Origin of the sequence: Nocardiopsis sp. NRRL B-16309, from assembly GCF_001279585.1 — a bacterium.
GTDB lineage: Bacteria > Actinomycetota > Actinomycetes > Streptosporangiales > Streptosporangiaceae > Nocardiopsis.
In genome coordinates this window covers 105,889-123,768 of record NZ_LGEC01000065.1, presented here as the reverse complement: position 1 = coordinate 123,768, position 17,880 = coordinate 105,889, and the positions used below count along the sequence as shown (strand labels likewise).

Genomic DNA, 17,880 nt, shown 5'->3' with positions numbered 1-17,880 from the left:
CTCCGGACCCCCGCCCCCTGCCCCCTGCCCCGGTCAGGACGACGCGATGGCGAAGACGACGATCAGGACGTAGGCCACGATCGCGAAGAGGACGATGCCCAGGTTGATCCAGTTGGAGATCCACGCGTAGCGGGTGTACTTGGCGGCGCGCTCGGCGTCGTACTTCTCGCCCAGGGCCAGGGCGGAGAAGACGACGCCGACGACGGACACCAGGCCGCAGCAGGTCACCATGAGGAGGATCGCCATGACGAGGGCACCGATCATGCTGCCCTGGGAGGGCAGCTCGCCGGTCGGCTGGTAGGGGTCGTGGGGCGGCGGGTACCCGCCTCCGTACCCGCCGCCGTAGGCGCCGCCGTAGGCGCCGTAGGAGCCGGGGGCGGCGTAGCCACCGGTGGAGTCGCCGTAGCCGCCGTGGCCCCCGTGCGGGCCGGGGGGAGGCTGCTGCTGGTACCAGTCGTCACTCATCGTCGTGGGCCTCCGAAGTTCTCGGGTGTGGGGGTGGCGGGAGCGGGGTGGGAGCGCGGGGAGGGGGTGCGGATGGTCAGAAGCCGACCATCGCCATCATGAGTACCAGGACCATCACGGGGACCAGGAACACCACCGACAGCACCAGGTAGGCGAAGTTGCACGCCCAGGTGTAGCGGAGGAAGCGTTCCACGGCGGCCTCGTCGGGGATCTTGGTCAGGGCCGCGATGCCGAAGCCGATGCCGGGGACGTTGGTGACCAGCAGGAAGAACCAGAAGCCGAGCGAGACGCCCAGGATCGGGACGGCCAGGGTGAGCACGGACACCACCAGGGCGGCGACCGCGCCGCCCACACGCGGGGGCGGACCGGTCGGCCGGGGCTCGGCCGGTACGGCGAGTTCGGTCGGCCGCGCGGGCCGTGGCGTGCCGGAGGGCATGCTGCCCAGGGGCCGGGGGGCACCTGCCCCGCCGCCGCGCCCCTTCTCCCAGAAGTCCCGAGGGCTGCGTCGTGTTCCGTCCACTGCCACCTCCCGCCACGCCTCCTCGCTGTCTACCCCACCCCGAACCATGGGACGCGCTGACACGCGCCATGGTTCGGTCCCGCGTGGCCCCGCCGGAATCACCAGTTGGTGACCGGCGCGATGCCGCTGATCCAGGAACCCGCCTGTGTCCACGTGACGAAGGTCAGCACCAGCATCACGAAGAACATCACGCCAGCCGCCCCCAGGCAGTACCAGGAGTACCTGGTGAGGGTCTCCGCCTGGTCGGGGCGCCCGCGGTCGCGCGCGTGGGCGGCCCGCACGGCGAAGACGATCCCGGCGATCCCGAACAGCCAGTTCGCGCAGCACAGGAAGGTGAGCGCGTGCAGGATCAGGGCCATCGTGGAGCTGCTGGACCCACCGCCCGTGACGGCGGCGGGCTCGTCCCGGGTCCCGTCGCGCTCCGCCGACCGCTCCGCCCCGCGGTCGGAACGGTCACGGGGGGAGGATGCTCCGGGGGGCAGAGAGGCGTTGCTCATGGAGGGTTCTCTCGCTGTCGGTGGTCGACCAACCTCGCGGCCACTCTAGCCCTCCCGTCACCCGCCACCACTCCGGAGGGACACTTCGTGTCGGAGTCCGGAGCCTTCCCTCATGGGACGCCTGCGGCGGCTTCTCTTTCTGCCCGTCACCCGCCACCACTCCGGAGGGACACTTCGTGTCGGAGTCCGGAGCCTTCCCTCATGGGACGCCTGCGGCGGCTTCTCTTTCTGCCCGTCGCCCGCCACCGCTCCGGAGGGGCACGTCGTGTCGGAGTCGGGAGCCTCCATGGGTCGCCTGTGGCGGCTTCTCTTTCTGCCCGTCGCCCGCCACCGCTCCGGAGGGGCACGTCGTGTCGGAGTCCGGAGCCTCCATGGGTCGCCTTCGGCGGCCCCGGCGCGGCTCGGGCGTCAGTCGGGGGTGTTCTCCAGCTCGGCGATGGCGCTGATGCGGTGGGCGGCGAACCGGTGCACTGCGTCGCGGGTGGCGTCGTAGCCGGTCAGGAACCCGCCGTCGACGCCAGACGGCTCCACGATCCGGCTCACCTGGCGTCCGTCGGTGTCCGTGTACCCGATCCAGACCCGGCGCCCCTCCTTGGCCGCGCGGGTGAGCGCCTCCAGGACCGCCGCCGTGCGGGAGCCGGGCGGCCCGTCCTCCGGCAGCGGCACCGGGCGGCGGGCGATGGTGGACGCCTCGTCCCCCGCGCGCATCGCCTTCACCGCCGCGCGGGACAGCTCCCCGGACGCCCCCGGACCGCTTGGCGCGGGCACGTCCGTCGGTTCGGCGCGGCGCACCTCCGGTCGGCTCAGCCGCATGGACCCGTCGCCGCTCTCGGGCACCGGGTGGTACCCCAGCTGGCGCAGCCGCTCCACCAGCGCCGCACGGCTCACCCCGGCGGCGACGACGGTCGGGGCCAGGCGGACCAGCCCCAGGTCGCCCGTGCGGCGGTCGCTCACCAGTTCCTCCAGCACCGACGGCTCGTCGCACCGCAGGTAGCTGGAGGCCGTGCCGGCGCGCAGGCGCCCGTGTCGGCGCCCCACGTCGGAGACCAGGTAGCGCAACGCCTGTGGCAGGGGGGTGCGGGAGTGGCGTTCGAGCAGATCGGTGATGTCGGCGATGCCTCGGCCCGCGTCCAGGGCGCGGCGCACGGACTCCTCCGTGAACCGGTACACGGTGGCGCCGCCGGTGGACTCCACGTCCGCGATCAGGGCGAGTTCGCGGGCGAGCCCGGTCACCAGGGGGCCCGGGGCCACCGCGGTCATGTCGCCCTGCACCAGCACGTAGTCCAGCGGCGTGGGCATCTCGGCCGACAGCACCCGCGCGGCCGCCTCCTCGTCGTCCTCCAGAAGGGGGCGCGTGTGCTCGGCGAGCGCGCCGCCGCCGGTCAGGCCCAGGGCCGCCGCCTCGGCCAGCGCGTACCCCACGAGTTCGGTGTACAGCGCCGACTGGCGGCGCGGGCGGCGCCAGGCCAGCCGTGCCGCCAGCGACTCCTCGGTGGGGGCGAAGCCCGGCGGAGCGGTGCCCAGCTCGGCCAGCGCGTCGTGGCGGGCCTGCGGCGCGGCGGGGCGGACCAGGCCGGGGCCCAGCACGTTGCGGACCCGGCCGCCGGAGTCGCGTGACCCGTTGAGCGCCGCCACCCGGTCCGACTCCAGCCACGCCCTGGCCAGGCGCAGCCAGCGCCACTCGGGCGGGCGCTCCCGCCACAGGTCGTACTCGCGGGTGGGCAGCCATTCGCCCTCGACGCGGTCGTCGGTGGCGATCAGCCCCGCGGAGCGCGCGGTCTCCAGGTACAGGGCCGCGGTCTGCTCGTCGGTGTCCATCGCCTGGGCGGCCCGGCGCAGGTCGCGCACGCCCAGTCCGCCGTTGCGCAGGACCGCGGCGGGCTCCTCCGACCAGCGCTCCAACAGCTCCTCCAGAGCGCGCAGCAGCGTGAAGGCCTGCCCGGCGGCGGCCCGGGTCACGGTCGTGCCGGGGTTCTCCCGCCCCCCGAACGGCGGAGGAGCGGTCGTGACCTCCCGGAACAGCAGCCCCGAACGCAGGTACAGCGCCACCTCGCGCGGCAGCGTGAGGGTGTCGTCGCCGGTGGGCACGAGCAGCCCGCGCGCCAGGAGCGTCTCGACCGGGGAGGAGGCCGTGGCCAGCGAGATCTCGCGGCGGGCGTCGGTCACCGTGCCGTGGGGCGGCCCCCAGGCGAGGCTGTCCAGGAGCCGCCTGGCCGGGGCGCCGACCTGGTCGACGAGGGTGCCGACGCGGGCGGGATCGGACAGCAGCGTGGCGACCGACTCCACGGGCGTGGCCGCCGTGCTGTCGGGCACGAGGTCGTCGGCGAGCCGCCTGACCGTGCTGTGCGGCAGGGCGGCCAGGAGCGGGCGCAGGGGCGGACCGAGCTGCGCGGGCCGCGGCAGCAGTTCGCGCAGCACCTGGACGGGCCGCAGCCGGCCCCGGTCGGGCCACACCAGGGCGAGGCGGAGCAGGTCGTCCAGGGCGCGGGAGAGGAGGTCCTCGGCCGGGTCGGCCGCGGGCGTGAGCCCCAGGGCGGCGGCCAGCTCGGCGGTGGTGACGCCCACCGGTTCGGACAGGCGGTCGTCGCCGAGGGCGACCACGGCCTCCAGCACCTGGAGGCCGAACCGGTCCAGGCGCTCCAGCACGCGCAGGACGGGGTTGCGCGTGGTGGCCCGGGTGGCCAGCGCGCCGATGTCGACCGGGACCGGCTGGACGAGGTCGGGCCGCGCGGACACCAGCGCCGCGAGCTCGTCGTCCGACCGCCCGCGCAGCCAGGAGGTGAACGTCGGGGGGCGGCCCGAGCCGGGGGCGCCACGGCTCCCCGCGCCGGGTTCGTGCTCGTCGGGCTGTGCGTTGTCGGTCATCGAGTCCACGCTAAGCGATGCCCGCACCGTGGGACGCGCCAGTCCCCGTACTGGCCGGGCGGCTTCCGCTGCCACGCGTGTGCGGACCGTATCGACCGGCGAATGACCGACCGGAATTGGGGAGAAGGGGTTAAAAGCCAGGTCATTGTGGGCCAATATGGGGTCATGACCCAGCGCTCGGAACAATTGGTACTCGACTATCTGTCCGAGGTCGCCCTGGTGTTGCACGGTCGTGTGTCCGCGAGGGAGCGGACGGCCTACGTCACGACGGTGCGCTCCCGCATCGAGGCGCGGCGTGCCGCGGCCGGTCGCGACGAGGAGACCGTCCGCAGGATCCTGCTCGGCCTCGGCACCCCGCAGGACCTGGTGGAGCGGGACTTCGGCGGTCGTGACCTGGACCTCGAGGACAACGAGATGATCCCGCCCAAGCCCCGGCACGCCGACCGGCCGCCGCCGCCCTGGCGGGGCGGCCCCAGCCACGGACTGCTGTCGCTGCTGGAGGGCCCGGGGCAGACGGAGATGTCCGTCGGCGGGCGGGCGAGGACGGCCGGCGGACTGCGCGGCCTGGGCATGGTGGTGCGCCACCACGGGCCGGAGGCGGCGGCCCTGGGTCTGCTGCTGCTCACCGTGCCCTGGGGATGGAACCTGGCGTTCGTGTGGGTGCTGGCCGCGGCGCTCATCGTGCTCAGCCGGGTGTGGACGCCGCTGGACAAGTGGATCGGGGTCGGACTGCCGCTGCTGGGGTGCGCGGTCGCGATGGCGCTGTGGCCGGGGGAGGCCAAGTTCATCGACCGCTACATCCAGGAGTCGCTGCCCGCGACCGGTGTCATCGGTCTCGGACTGGCCTCGCTGGTGAGCGTGTTCCTGCTGTACCCGCGCCTGCTCCGCTCGGCACGGGCGCAGGAGCGGTCGGCCCGCACGTCCGGCTGACCCGTGTCGCGGGCGATGACACGTGCCTCGGGCGTCCCTTTCTCGAGGCGGGTCATCATTTGTTAAATGCTCGGAATAGCCTTTTCTGGTCCGCCCGTTAACGGGCGTTTCCGAGCGCCGAACCGGGTAGTCCTGGTCCTACACCGCCACCGAGAAGGTGGCCACGTCAGAACGGGTGTCCGGCAGCCAGTCCGGGTGCCACACGCGTCGTCGGCGGTCCCGTCTCTCCGCCGAGTCCCGTCCCACACTCCGCACCCAGCGGTGACAGGGATCGCCGACGGCGTCACGAGGTCCGGGTGAGCCGCATCCGGGCCTCGTTCTGGCGTTTCGCCCCGTGGGCCCGGCTCCGGACCCGGGGCGGGCTCCGGGCCCCTGCCGTACGCCTTCCGTTCGTTCCCGTGCTGACCGGCGATATTGCCGTGGACGGCTTTCGGTCCGCCCACTAGCCTGGTTGACCACCCATGGAAACCAAGGGCCGCCGCGGGAATGACGGAACGCGAGAAAGAGCGTTCACGGAACTCGTGGTTCCCTACTGTGAAAGCATGAGGTCACTACGTGCCCACCGGCAAGGTCAAGTGGTACGACGGCGACAAGGGTTTCGGATTCCTCACGCAGGACGACGGCGGCGAGGTCTTCGTGCACTCCTCCTCCCTTCCTCCCGGCACCACCTCGCTCCCCCCGGGACAGCGGGTGGAGTTCGGCGTGGCCGAGGGCCGCAAGGGCGCGCAGGCGCTCCAGGTGAAACTGCTCGACACCCAGCACTCCGTCGTCAAGGCACGGCGCAAGAAGCCCGACGAGATGGTCGTCATCACCGAGGACCTCATCAAGCTGTTGGAGGGCCTGTCCACCGGCTACCGCCGGGGCCGGCATCCCGAACGCCGTGAGGCCGCCCAGATCGCGGCCGTGCTGCGCGCGGTCGCCGACGATCTGGAGGCCTGACCGCTGGGGGAGGCGGGGCCGGGAGTGCTTCGGGCCCCGCCTCTCCCATGGGCGAGGACGGTTTCGGCCACGGCCACCCGTGGACCGGGGCGGGTTTCGGTCCGGGCCTGCCCCGTGGGTCGGGCAGGAGGCCGCCCTGCCTTCCGGGTGAGGAGTTCCGGCCCCGCCCCTCCCCCCGGGTCGAGCACGCTTCCGGCCCCGCCCGCGCTCAGTCCGCCGCCGGCGGCCGCAGGTGCGAAATCCGCCCCGGGTCGGCGAGGATCGCGATCCCCGTCACCCGGTCGTCGGTCACCGAGAAGGCCATGACGGAGTACGGGATCCCGTCCTTGGTGACCAGGAGCCCGGACGCGCCGTCGACCAGCACCGGGTGGACCTCGGCGGCGGGCCCGCCGACACGGAACCGGGCGGCCTGCTCGGCCACGGCCGTCGCGCCGCGCGAGACGCGCACCGGCGCCGCCCCGGTGTCCACCCGCAGGACGACCTCGGGGTCCAGCACCGTCAGCAGGGCGTCGAAGTCGCCGTGGCGCGCGGCGGCCGTGAACGCGTCGACCACCCGGCGGCGCCGGACGCGGTCGGCCCCGGGGGACGCGTCCGCTCCCCGCACCCGGCGGCGCGCGCGGCTGGCGAGCTGGCGGGCCGAGGCCGTGGAGCGGCCGACGATCGGGCCGACCTCGTCGAAGGGCACCGCGAACATGTCGTGCAGGACGAACGCCAGGCGCTCGGCCGGTGTCAGGGTCTCCAGCACCACCTGCAGGGCCAGGCCCACCGAGTCCGCCATGAGCGCCTCGTGCTCGGGGTCGACGGCGTCGTCGTGGGTGAGGACCGGGTCGGCGGCCGGCTCCCGCGGGTCGATGGCCTCCTCCCGCCGCGTCCCCCGGGAGCGCAGCATGTTGAGGCACACCCGGGAGACGACGGTCGTCAGCCAGCCGCCGATGTTGTCCACCCCCTCGGTGCCGGCCGCACTGGCGCGCAGCCACGCCTCCTGGAGCGCGTCGTCGGCCTCCGCGGCCGACCCGAGGATCCGGTGGGCCACCGCACGCAGGTGGGAGCGGTGTTCGTCGAACCGAGCGGCCAGCCAGTCCTGATCCCTCATCGGTCAGCCTTCCTTGTGGTGTCCCGCCGTGCGCGGGGCGGTCGGACAGCGGTGTGCGGGGGCGCGGACGCCCTCCGGGTACGGGCTCCGGAACCGGAAGCGCTCGCGCCTCGGGGGCGGCTCCGGGGCCGGAAGCCCCGGGGGTAGGAGTCCGGAGCCGGAAGCCCTCGGGCCCGGAAGCCCTCCGGCCCTGGGCTCCTGGCCGGAAGCCCCCCGGGTCCGGGGCCGGAGTCGGGGGCCCGGGGATCAGACGCCGTCGAGCACGGGGAAGTTGGAGCGGATCACGCCCCGCGGGTCGCGGTCGCGTTTGATCCCGCGCAGCCGGGCCAGCGCCTCCTCCGGGAACACCGACCGCACGCTCTCGCCCGGCGCGAGGAAGGTGAAGGGCTTGCGTCCGCTCACCGCCGCTCCGAGCCGCCGTACGAGCTCGGCCTGGTGCGCGGCGACCGCGGCGGCCGCCTCCGGCGACGGGGTGAGGCCGACCGTGTAGAGGAGATAGGGCTCCGTCAGCGGCCCGTGCGGGCCCGTGGCCGTGGCGGGGTCGGCCATCGCGCCGCCCAGATGCCGCAGCTGGACGCTGAGGACCGGGGCGAGGGGTTCGGTCGTGAGCACCCGCTCCACTCCCGCGTCCAGGCCCGTGAGCAGCTCGGTGCGGGACAGTGAGGGCCCCGGCGTGGTGGGGTCGCCGGTGATGTCGCCGAGGTCGGCCGGGGACATCGCGCCGCGCTGGTCGGAGATGAGATCGGCGATGCGGTCGAGGCGGCCGAGCAGGGCCGCGCCCTCGGCCGCCGAACCCGCGTAGGCCGCGTCCAGGGCCACCATCGGCGGGGACTGGGGGAACTCGGCCCGGGTCAGCCACAGGCTCAGCTCGGGCGGGGCCGTCGCGGTCAGCTCGCGGAAGGCCGCGAACACCTCGCCCGCGCGGTGGCCCGCCCACAGCATCCGGCCGCCGTAGAGGGACGCCACGGGCAGGAGGTCGAACTCCACGGCGGTGACGACCGCGAAGTCGCCGCCGCCACCGCGCAGCGCCCAGAAGAGGTCCGGGCAGGAGTCGGCGCTCACGCGTGCCGGTCGGCCGTCCGCGGTCACGACGTCGAAGGCCCGGACCCCGTCCGCCGCCAGTCCGTGCCGCCGAGAGAACCAGCCCTGGCCGCCGCCGAGCGTGTACCCGACCACACTGACCAGCGGTGAACTGCCCGCGGGCCCGGTCAGGCCGTGCGGGGCCGCCGCCGCCAGGACCGGCCCCCACGCGGCGCCGGCGCCCACGCGCGCCCACCGCTCCGCCGCGTGGATCTCGACGCCGTCCAGGCGCCCGGTGCGCAGCAGGATCGTGCCGTCGGTGTCCCCGGAGGGGCCGTGCCCGTTCGGCTGGACGGCCACGGACAGCCCCTCGCGGCGCGCGTGGCGCACCACGGCGGCCACGTCGTCGGCGTCGGCGGCCTCGACCACGGCCGCCACCGGCTGGTCGACCGCGCGGTTCCACGGCCGCCGGGCCTCCTCGAACCCCGCGTCGCCGGGCAGGAGCACCCGGCCCCGGACCCCGCTCGCCAGACCGGCGACCGCCGTCGTGTCCGCCATGCTCCGCGTCATCGTTCCTCCGTCGGTGGTGGGGGCGCCGTGCGCGCCCCCGTCGTCGCTCTCACCCCTCTGACACGGCGGCGCGGACGAACGTGACACGGCGGACGCGCGGATCCGGATCCCAGGGCGGTCGCCGCACCGCACGGCCGCCACCAGACTCCGTCAAGAGGGTGTATCGGCCGAACCTTGACCCGCGTTATGGTCAAATCGGTGTCGGCGATCAGTGAGAATGGGGAACGTGAGCCCTTCTCGACGTTCTCCTGCACCGGACAAGGCCTGTATCGACGCGGTGGACCTGGCGCGCTCGGTGGCTGCCGAGGTCGGGCGACCCGAATGGGTCGGTGCGCCCCTGGACCCCGAGGTCGAGGACACGCGCCTGGTCACCCACTACTTCACCTGCCTGGACCCCGCCTACCCCGGGTGGACCTACGCCGTCACCGTCGTCCGCGCCTCGCGCGCCAAGGACGTCACCGTCAACGAGGTCGTCCTGCTGCCCGGCGAGGGTGCCCTCACCGCACCCGACTGGGTGCCGTGGAAGGAGCGCCTGCGCCCCGGCGACGTCGGCGTGGGCGACCTGCTGCCGGTGGAGGAGGACGACGAGCGCCTCATCCCCGGTTACGCGCAGGTCCCCGACAGCGAGCTGGACGCCGAGGGCGTCGACCAGCAGATGGTGTGGGAACTGGGACTGGGCCGACGCCAGGTCCTGTCCGAGACCGGTCGCGAGCAGGCCGCGGAGCGCTGGTACAACGGCGAGTCCGGGCCGCGCAGCCCGATCGCCACGGCCGCCCCCGCCCGCTGCGCCACGTGTGGTTTCCTCACCCCGCTCGCCGGTGAGCTGCGGCAGATGTTCGGTGTGTGCACCAACGAGTACGCGCCCGACGACGGCAAGGTCGTCTCGCTCGACCACGGCTGCGGCGCCCACTCCGAGGTCCGCACCCCCGTGTCCAAGAACGACCCCGCGGTGCCGGTCGTCGACGAGCTGGGCTACGACCACATCGTGTTCGACGACACCGCCGAACTGGAACTGGTCTCCTCCGACTCCTGAGCGCCCGCGCCGCCTCCCGGGCGCGGGCACGCCGGGCGGCCGGGCCCGACCCCGTGGGGCCTCCTCGGTGGGCTAGGGTCGTGACTACCGCACTCGCTCCCGTCCGGGGTGCACCATGCCGGGCCGTGCCCGCAGCGCAGGAGGAGACACCATGGCCGAGTCGGTAACCGCTTCGCGGATCGATCCCTACAACACGGCCGAACTGCGCAGACGCGTGCTCGCGGCCTGGGCCGACGCCCCCGCGAGATTCCGCGAGGACGCCAACGCCGAGGAGGACTTCGCCCTCGGCGGCTACCGCGACCGGGTCGTGGTGGAACTCGCCCAGAACGCCGCCGACGCGGCGCGCCGCGCCGGTGTGCCGGGACGGCTGCGCCTGTCCCTGGACGGGTCCGACCTCACCGCCGCCAACACGGGCGAACCGCTGACCGCGGAGGGCGTGGAGTCGCTGGCCACCCTGCGGGCCTCGACCAAGCGCGACGACCACGGCTCGGCCGGCCGGTTCGGCGTGGGCTTCTCCGCCGTGGCGGCCCTGAGTGACGACGTCACCGTGCGTTCCGGGGGCTCGGCCGTGCGCTTCGACGCCGAGCGGGCCCGCGCCGCGGTCGCCGACCTGCTGGCCGGCGGCACCGCCCACGCCGACCTCGCCGAGGAGGTGCGGCGGCGCTCGGGCCACGTCCCGATGCTCCGCCTGCCGTTCCCCGGCGACGCCGACGGCCCCACGGACGACTACGACACCGTCGTCACGCTCCGCCTGCGCGACGAGGCCACCGTCGAGCGCGTCCGCGAGCTGCTGGAGCGCACCGGTGAGGCACTCGTTCTGGCCCTGCCCGGCCTGGCCGAGGTCCAGGTGGCCGTGGACGGCACCGAACGCGTCGTCACCCGCCAGGACCTGTCCTCCGACGACGCCGACCTCATCACCACGCTGCGCGACGCCGAGGGCACCCGGACGACCCTGTGGCGCGTGCTGACCCGCTCCGGCTCCCTGGACCCGGACCTGCTCACCGACCGCCCCACCGAGGAGCGCGGCCGGACCGGCTGGACGCTGACCTGGGCCGTCCCCGTCGACGAGGACGGGGCGCTCGCGACCCTGCCCGCCGACGTGGACCGGGTCGTGCACGCGCCCACGCCCACCGACACCGAACTCGACCTTCCCGCGGTGCTCATCGGCACCTTCCCGCTCGGCAGCGACCGGCGCGCCGTCCAGCCCGGACCCGCCACGGACCAGCTGCTGGCGGAGGCGGCCGACGCCTACTGCGCCCTGCTGCGCGGATTCCACGCGCGCGCGGCCCTGGACCTGGTGCCCGGCACCCGGGTCGGCGGCGGCGCGGTCGACGCCGCCTTCCGCGCCCGCGTCGCCGAACCCCTGCGGGACACGCCCTTCCTGGTCACCGCCGCGGGATCGCCCGTCCCGCCCCGCGACGCCGTGCTGCTGGACACCGGCGGATCGGGCGGCGCGGCCGGGGTGACCGCGGTCCTGGCCGAACTCGTCCCGCAGCTGCTGCCGGGGACCTGGAGCCCCCGCCACCCGGCGCTGGCCGCCCTGCGCGTGCACCGGCTCGGGCTGGCCGACCTCGCCGACCTCATCGCCGACACCGACCGCCCGCCGCACTGGTGGGCCGAGCTGTACTCCGCCCTGGCGGACGCGGGCGGTGCCGGGGCCGACCTCGACGAACTGGGCGCCCTGCCCGTCCCGCTCGCCGACGGGCGGCTCGTGCGAGGACCCCGTTCCCTGCTCCTGCCCTCGGACGACTGGGAGCGCGCGGCCGACGCCCGGGACCACTCGTCCACCCGTGGCGCGCCCTCGTCCGAGGAGCGCTCCGAGCAGGCGCGGGCCACCGCCCCCGAGCCCTCGGCGCACGAATCCCTCGCCGCCCTGTCCGCGCTCGGCGTGCGCGTGGTCCACCCCGAGGCCGTGCACCCGCTGCTGCGCCGCCTGGGCGCGGTCGACGCCGGCGCGGCCGCCGTCCTGGCGGACCCGCGCACCGAGGCGGCGGTCCGCGACTCCCTGGACGCCGAGGACCCCGAACCGGTCGCCGAGGCGGTCCTGGACCTGGTGGCCGCCTCCGGCACCACCGTCGCGGACGCCCCCTGGCTGGCCGAGCTGGCCCTGCGCGACGACGAGGACGGCTACTCCGTGGCCGGCGAACTGCTCGTGCCCGGCGCGCCGCTGGCCGAACTGCTCGTGGACGACGCGCCGTTCGGCACGGTCCACGCGGACCTGGTGGAACGGCACGGCACCGAGACCCTGCGCGCGGTCGGCGCCCTGTGGGAGCTGACCGTCGTGCGCGCCCACGACGCGGCGCTGGGCGACGACCTCGTGGACGAGTTCGACGGCGCCGCCGGCGAGGGCGGCCCCGACGGGCTGGAGGACTGGGCCGACGAGATGCTGGAGCGCGTGGGCGACCCCGACCTGCCGCCGGTCGCGCCCGAGCTCGTGTGCGTGGTGGACCTGGACTACATCGCCGACGACCAGTGGCCGCGCGCCCTGGCGATGCTCTCCCGCGGCCCGCTGCGCGAGGCCGTCACCACGCCCGCGCGCATCGTCCTGCCCGACGGCCGCGTCGCCGACGTGCCCTCCTACACCGCGTGGTGGCTGCGCACCCGGGCCCTGGTCGGCGGCCGGGCCCCGGTGGAACTGCGCACCGCCGACGCCGACACCGCCCTGGCGGGGCTCTACGACGTGGTGCCCGCCGACGTCGATCCCGAGTTCGCCCGCGCGCTGGGCGTGCGCAGGACCCTGGACGACCTGGTCGCCGACCCCGACGGGCCGGACGACCTCCTCGCCCGGATGGCCGACCCCGACCGGCACGTGGACCGTGCCGCGCTGCGCCGCGTGTGGGCGGCGCTGGCGGAGGTCGACACCGACCTGGTCACACCGCCGTCCCGGGTCAGGGCCGTGATCGGCGGCGCGATCGTCGTCGCCGACGCCGAGGACGCCCTGGTGCTGGACTCGCCGGACCTCCTGCCGCTGCTGGAGGACCGCCCGCTCGTCCTGGCGCCCACGGACACGGCCGACGCGGTCGCCGACGTGCTCGACCTGGCCATGGCCTCGGAGGCCGTGACGGGGGAGATCGGCACGACCGGCCAGCTGCGCCCGGTCCCCGACGAGGCCGCGCTCTTCCTGGAGCCCGACGACGAGCCGGACCGCACCTACCTGCACCACCCGTCGCTCACCGTGGACGGCGTGGAGGTCGAGTGGTACGCGGGCGACGGCACGATCCACGCGGCCACCCCGGAGGGGCTGGCCCGGGCGCTGTGCTGGCGGGCCGGTCAGTGGTCCCGGCGCCACGCGGTGGCCGCCGTCCTGCGGGACCCGTCCTCGGCCGCCCGCCTCCTGGCCGAGTCCGACCTGGACTGATCCGACCGCGCGGGTGGCGGGAGCGCCCGGACCGGCGGCGGTGGGCGGGACGGGCCTGACGGCGGTGGTGGGCGACCCGCGCTCCACCGCGGCGCCGCGCAGTCCGCCCGGCCGGGGCCCTGGGGACACCTCCTGGGACGGGCAGGGAGAATCCGGTACGTCCGTGCGGCGTGCCCGGAATCGGCGGGGGAGATCCCGGTACGTCCGTGCGGCGTCTGCGGCGTACCCGGAACGGGCAGGGGAGGACCCCACACCTCCGTGCGGCGTATGCGGCGTACCTGGAACGGGAACGGGCGCCCGCGCGTCCCAAGGACGTCCCCACGTGTGCCGTCGAACGGATCCCCATGCGCTTCCTCGCCCCCTTCCTCGTCCTCGCCTCGGCGCTCTCCGCTGGGGGCTGCTCCCCGGCCCCCGAACCCGAACGGGGCGGTTCCACCAGCGGCCCCGAGGAGGTCCCGGCCGAACAGGCCTACGCCGCCGGGGACCGGATCACCGCCGACCTGACCATGCACCCCACCGAGGAGGGCGGACGCAGCACGCCCTTCTACTCCGGCTACCGCCCCGACATCGCCTTCGGGCCGGACGGACAGGAGTCCGCGTGCGCGGTCCAACTCCCGGACGACCTCTCCGAGTTCGCGCCGGGCGAGACGCACATGGTCGTCTTCGAGTGCTCCGAGGACGTGCTGGTCGACTCCGCCGCGCCGGAGTTCGTCCTGTGGGAGAGCGGTCAGGAGCGCGGGGTCGGAGACGTGGTCTTCACGGGCGAATGACCCCCGCCGCTCGGACGCGGCCGGGACGGTCGGGACGTCGGCAGACGGGACCGTGACCGGTCGGTCCCCTCAGAAGCGTGCGGGACCGCGCTCCCGGCGTGGCGGGCGGGAACGGCGCCGCCCACGGGTGTCCAGCGGCGCGAGGGCGGGCGCGCCGGCCGTGCCGCGCCGCTCCAGCGGGGCCCGGTTCCGTGAACTGGCCCCGCCGACGGATCGCGTCAGCGGGCCACCCGGAAGAAGCCCTCCGAGATGAGCGTGCGCAGCGCGTCCGGGGTGCGCTCGCGGATCACCGCCGAGTCCTCGCCCATGAGCTCCGAGATCGCGTCCAGCAGCGGCCCCACCGGCATCGTTCCGTCGCACACGCTCGCCAGCGCCGCCTCCACGGTGCCGATCCGCGCCACCCGCCGCAGGCCGTCGCGCTGGCGCAGCACGATCTTCTCCGGGTCCGGCGCCCCCGGCCGCCCCACGCGCTCCTCCACCACACCGGGCGCGAGCGCCACGTGCGCCGACAGCAGGGCGGCGTCGGTCAGCCGCAGCGCCGTCATCGCCCCGTCCACGACCTCGGGCAGGTACGGCCCGACCGGCCGCTCGATCTCGTGCTTGAGCTCCTCGACCCGCACGGTGGCGTCCTGGGCGACGTCGTTGCGCAGGCTGATCCAGCCGAACCCGATGCCCTTGATGCCCTCGCGTTCGAAGTAGTCCAGCCAGGCGTCGTACCGCCGCGTGTACTCCGGCGTGCCGTGCTCGCAGGAGTCGCGCAGCCACAGCTCCACGTACTCCGCCGGGTCCTGGACGTCGCGCTGGACGACCCAGCCCGAGCACCCCGTGCCGGTCACCCAGCCGCCGACCCGGTCCTCCCAGTCGTCGCCGTCGGAGTGCACCCAGTTGGCCAGGATCTGGCACCAGCCGCCCTCCGTCAGGTGGGCGGGCGCCTGGCGCACCAGTTCGGCGCACACGGTGTCGCCCGGCAGGTCCGACTCCCGGTAGGTGTAGCGAGAGGCCTCCGGCGTGATGACGAACGGCGGGTTCGACACGATCAGGTCGAACCGCTCGTCCTTGACCGGCTCGAACAGCGACCCCTGGCGGAGCTCGGCTCCCGTGACGCCCGACAGGGCCAGGCTGATGCCGGCCAGGCGCACCGCACGGGGGTTCAGGTCGGTCGCCACGATCTCGCGGGCGCGCGAGGCCAGGTGCAGCGCCTGCACGCCGCAGCCGGTGCCCAGGTCCAGCGCGCGCTCGGCCGGGCCGTTGACGATGAGCTGCGCCAGGGTCGAGGACGCGCCGCCCGCGCCCACCACGTGGTCGGGGCTGGGGACGGTACCCGAACCGGGGCGCACCTTGGGGTCGGAGACCACGAACCCCGGTCGGCCGTCCTCCAGCTCCCACGGGCCCAGGTGCACCAAGGCGCGGACGGTGCGTCCGTCGGGGCCCTCGTCCACGGTCACCAGGCCGTTCTCGGCCAGCTCCTCGATGGGCAGTATCGTGCGCGCCGAGCGTTCGGGGATGGGCGATCGCAGCCACCACAGGCGCAACAGCAGTCCGAGCCGTTCGTCCCCGCCGGTGGCGCGCAGGGCGGGCACGAGCTCCTCGCGCGCGAGGGCGCGCGCCGCGGCGTCGCCCAGGCGGTCGCGCACGCCCGACACCGTGTAGTCGGCGTCGATGAGGATGCCTCGGAGGCGTTCGGCCAGGCCGCGGGGGAAATCAGTCTCAGACACGTGCCCATTATCAGGCAGGGGTGGCGGTGCCCCGCGACATCGGGCGGCGGTGGCGGCATCAGCGGTGGCGGTGCCCCGCGAGATCAGGCGGCGGTGGCGGCATCAGGGGTGACGGTGCCTAGCGAGATCGGGCGGCGGTGGCGGCATCAGCGGTGGCGGTGCCCCGCGGCGCGTGGCCGGGCGCAGCCGGACCACCGGGGCGTCCGGTCAGCGCGTGCGCTCGGCGTCGCGGCGGGCCTCGGCCGCGGCGCGGCCGCGCAGGAGCCGCGGGATGTAGAGGAATCCGAAGACCCCGAGCGCGATCCCGGTGACACAGACACCGATCCACCACCGCTCGGACTCGGGCAGGCCGTCCCCCATGGCGAGGAGGACGACGAGCGCGACCGTCCACGCGAGGGTGCCGAGGGCGGCGGGTACGCGGTAGTCGCTCTCGTGGACGTCCGGGTCGGGCCGGCGGGGCTTACGCACGGGTCAAGGCTATCCGCTGGAACGATGTGTTGCTCACATCCGATCACCGGATCAGCCGGAGACATGGTGATTCCTCTGAAACACACGTGACTCTGGTGGCACTGGTTGTACAAACCTGCAACTAATCTGGCGCAGAATCCTTGTTGTCCCTTAACACGACCAGGTCAGGCTGACGACGTGAACGCACCGAATACATCCCCCACCGGCACCGCCGGCGCCCCAGCCAACCCCATGGACCGCTTCTTCCGCGTGTCCGAACGCGGATCGACCGTCGCCACCGAGATCCGCGGCGGCCTGGCGACCTTCTTCGCGATGGCCTACATCGTGGTGCTCAACCCGTTGATCATCGGTACCGCCGAGGACGTCAACGGCCAGACACTGGGCATCCCCCAGATCGCCGCCGTCACCGCGCTCGTCGCGGCCATCTCCTGCATCATCATGGGCATCGTCAGCCGCTACCCGTTCGCCATCGCGGCGGGCATGGGCCTCAACGCGGTGATCGCCTACGGACTCGCCCCGCTCATGCCCTGGGCCGACGTGTTCCTCCTGGTGATCGTCGAGGGCCTGCTGCTGCTCGTCCTCGTCCTCACCGGGTTCCGTACCGCGGTCTTCGCGGCCATCCCCGCCGGCATCAAGACCGGCATCGCGGTCGGCGTGGGCCTGTTCCTCGCCCTCATCGGCCTGGTCAACGCCGGGTTCGTGCAGGCGGGCGAGGGCACCCCGGTCCAGCTCGGCAACGGCGGCCTGAACGGCTGGCCCATCCTCGTCTTCGTCATCGGCCTGCTCATCAGCATCGCGCTCTACGTGCGCAAGGTGCGCGGCGCCCTGCTCATCGGCATCGTCATCGCCACGGTCCTCGCGATCGTGATCGAGACCGCCCTCGGCGACGGCGGCGACGCCCTCGGATGGGGCCTGACCGTGCCGAGCCTGCCCACCAGCGCCGACGAGTTCGTCGCCGCGCCGGACTTCAGCGTCATCGGCCTGTTCGCCGACGGCGGCTTCAACGTCATCGCCCGGTGGTCCGACATCGGCTTCGCCACCGTCGTGATGCTCGTCTTCACGCTGCTGCTGGCCGACTTCTTCGACACCATGGGCACCATGGTCGGTGTGGCCCACCAGGCCGGACTGGCCGACGAGCACGGCAACATGGCCAACACCCGCGAGGTGCTGGCCGCCGACGCCGTCGGCACCCTGCTGGGCGGTGTGGGCTCCGCGTCCGTCAACACGGTCTACGCCGAGTCCGCCGCCGGTGTCGGCGAGGGCGCCCGCACGGGCATCGCGCCGATCGTCACCGGCGCGCTGATGCTCGTCGCCACCCTGTTCACCCCGCTGGTGTCGCTGGTGCCGTTCGAGGCCGCCACCCCGGTGCTGGTGATCGTGGGCTTCATGATGATGACGCAGGTCACCAGCATCGACTTCAAGGACCCGGCCATCGGACTGGGCGCCTTCATGGCGATCATCATGATGCCGTTCACCTACTCGATCGCGAACGGCATCGGCTTCGGCCTGCTCACCTACACCTTCGTCCGCACGGTGCAGGGCCAGGGCCGCCAGGTCCACCCGCTGCTGTGGCTGATCTCGCTGGTGTTCCTGATCCACTTCGCCGAGGCGCCGATCTACGCGCTCATCGGCTGACC

14 protein-coding genes are annotated in these 17,880 nt (G+C 74.3%); 6 read left to right on the top strand and 8 right to left on the bottom strand.

The features are described 5' to 3' along the window. Window positions 1-33 precede the first annotated feature (33 nt). The 4 genes from ADL05_RS31720 to ADL05_RS10285 form a co-directional block, all read right to left on the bottom strand. Window positions 34-465, bottom strand: a complete 432-nt coding sequence (locus ADL05_RS31720; protein WP_053616659.1) for a hypothetical protein — start codon at window positions 463-465, stop codon at window positions 34-36. A 76-nt stretch (window positions 466-541) separates the two neighbouring features. Further along, window positions 542-985, bottom strand: a complete 444-nt coding sequence (locus ADL05_RS32415) for a hypothetical protein (RefSeq protein ID WP_369800920.1) — start codon at window positions 983-985, stop codon at window positions 542-544. A 98-nt stretch (window positions 986-1,083) separates the two neighbouring features. Then, on the bottom strand, window positions 1,084-1,482 hold the full coding sequence (locus ADL05_RS10290) for a hypothetical protein (protein WP_053616658.1): 399 nt from the start codon (window positions 1,480-1,482) through the stop codon (window positions 1,084-1,086). 408 nt (window positions 1,483-1,890) lie between these two features. Continuing rightward, entirely contained in the window at window positions 1,891-4,347 is a 2,457-nt protein-coding gene (locus tag ADL05_RS10285; protein ID WP_053616657.1) for a helicase-associated domain-containing protein, read from the bottom strand. A 165-nt stretch (window positions 4,348-4,512) separates the two neighbouring features. On the opposite strand from ADL05_RS10285, the gene ADL05_RS10280 reads away from it, so the two are divergent. Together ADL05_RS10280 and ADL05_RS10275 are read left to right on the top strand one after the other, a co-directional pair. Continuing rightward, on the top strand, window positions 4,513-5,277 hold the full coding sequence (locus ADL05_RS10280) for a hypothetical protein (protein WP_053616656.1): 765 nt from the start codon (window positions 4,513-4,515) through the stop codon (window positions 5,275-5,277). 555 nt (window positions 5,278-5,832) lie between these two features. After that, window positions 5,833-6,216: a cold-shock protein gene (locus tag ADL05_RS10275; RefSeq protein WP_053616655.1), complete on the top strand. Its 384-nt coding sequence runs from the start codon at window positions 5,833-5,835 to the stop codon at window positions 6,214-6,216. A 208-nt stretch (window positions 6,217-6,424) separates the two neighbouring features. On the opposite strand, the gene ADL05_RS10270 is transcribed toward ADL05_RS10275, so the two are convergent. Together ADL05_RS10270 and ADL05_RS10265 are read right to left on the bottom strand one after the other, a co-directional pair. Further along, a complete protein-coding gene (locus tag ADL05_RS10270) occupies window positions 6,425-7,309 on the bottom strand; it encodes a sigma-70 family RNA polymerase sigma factor (protein WP_053616654.1) in 885 nt (294 codons plus the stop codon). A gap of 246 nt (window positions 7,310-7,555) precedes the next feature. Continuing rightward, entirely contained in the window at window positions 7,556-8,899 is a 1,344-nt protein-coding gene (locus ADL05_RS10265; protein WP_231640688.1) for an FAD-binding oxidoreductase, read from the bottom strand. 277 nt (window positions 8,900-9,176) lie between these two features. Here ADL05_RS10265 and ADL05_RS10260 point away from each other — a divergent pair, with 277 nt between their 5' ends. From ADL05_RS10260 to ADL05_RS10250, 3 genes are all read left to right on the top strand, one after another. Then, window positions 9,177-9,932: a DUF3027 domain-containing protein gene (locus ADL05_RS10260; RefSeq protein ID WP_053616652.1), complete on the top strand. Its 756-nt coding sequence runs from the start codon at window positions 9,177-9,179 to the stop codon at window positions 9,930-9,932. Window positions 9,933-10,083: 151 nt separating this feature from the next. Beyond that, entirely contained in the window at window positions 10,084-13,290 is a 3,207-nt protein-coding gene (locus ADL05_RS10255) for a sacsin N-terminal ATP-binding-like domain-containing protein (protein WP_053616651.1), read from the top strand. A gap of 344 nt (window positions 13,291-13,634) precedes the next feature. Continuing rightward, on the top strand, window positions 13,635-14,060 hold the full coding sequence (locus tag ADL05_RS10250) for a hypothetical protein (RefSeq protein WP_053616650.1): 426 nt from the start codon (window positions 13,635-13,637) through the stop codon (window positions 14,058-14,060). Window positions 14,061-14,278: 218 nt separating this feature from the next. Here the strand turns inward: ADL05_RS10250 and ADL05_RS10245 are convergent, their stop codons facing one another. Further along, window positions 14,279-15,775, bottom strand: a complete 1,497-nt coding sequence (locus tag ADL05_RS10245; RefSeq protein WP_053616649.1) for a methyltransferase — start codon at window positions 15,773-15,775, stop codon at window positions 14,279-14,281. A gap of 207 nt (window positions 15,776-15,982) precedes the next feature. Beyond that, complete coding sequence (locus ADL05_RS10240) at window positions 15,983-16,243, bottom strand: DUF2530 domain-containing protein (RefSeq protein ID WP_053616648.1); 261 nt, start codon at window positions 16,241-16,243, stop codon at window positions 15,983-15,985. A gap of 231 nt (window positions 16,244-16,474) precedes the next feature. Between ADL05_RS10240 and ADL05_RS10235 the strand changes: the two genes are divergently transcribed. After that, complete coding sequence (locus tag ADL05_RS10235; protein WP_156365808.1) at window positions 16,475-17,878, top strand: NCS2 family permease; 1,404 nt, start codon at window positions 16,475-16,477, stop codon at window positions 17,876-17,878. The last annotated feature ends 2 nt before the right edge of the window (window positions 17,879-17,880 follow it).

What these genes read in the sequence shown, in the direction of transcription:
- ADL05_RS31720 (WP_053616659.1), bottom strand. Translation starts at nt 465, where the DNA reads ATGAGTGACGACTGGTACCAGCAGCAGCCTCCCCCCGGCCCGCACGGG.
- ADL05_RS10290 (WP_053616658.1), bottom strand. Translation starts at nt 1,482, where the DNA reads ATGAGCAACGCCTCTCTGCCCCCCGGAGCATCCTCCCCCCGTGACCGT.
- ADL05_RS10285 (WP_053616657.1), bottom strand. Translation starts at nt 4,347, where the DNA reads ATGACCGACAACGCACAGCCCGACGAGCACGAACCCGGCGCGGGGAGC.
- ADL05_RS10280 (WP_053616656.1), top strand. Translation starts at nt 4,513, where the DNA reads ATGACCCAGCGCTCGGAACAATTGGTACTCGACTATCTGTCCGAGGTC.
- ADL05_RS10270 (WP_053616654.1), bottom strand. Translation starts at nt 7,309, where the DNA reads ATGAGGGATCAGGACTGGCTGGCCGCTCGGTTCGACGAACACCGCTCC.
- ADL05_RS10265 (WP_231640688.1), bottom strand. Translation starts at nt 8,899, where the DNA reads ATGACGCGGAGCATGGCGGACACGACGGCGGTCGCCGGTCTGGCGAGC.
- ADL05_RS10255 (WP_053616651.1), top strand. Translation starts at nt 10,084, where the DNA reads ATGGCCGAGTCGGTAACCGCTTCGCGGATCGATCCCTACAACACGGCC.
- ADL05_RS10250 (WP_053616650.1), top strand. Translation starts at nt 13,635, where the DNA reads ATGCGCTTCCTCGCCCCCTTCCTCGTCCTCGCCTCGGCGCTCTCCGCT.
- ADL05_RS10235 (WP_156365808.1), top strand. Translation starts at nt 16,475, where the DNA reads ATGGACCGCTTCTTCCGCGTGTCCGAACGCGGATCGACCGTCGCCACC.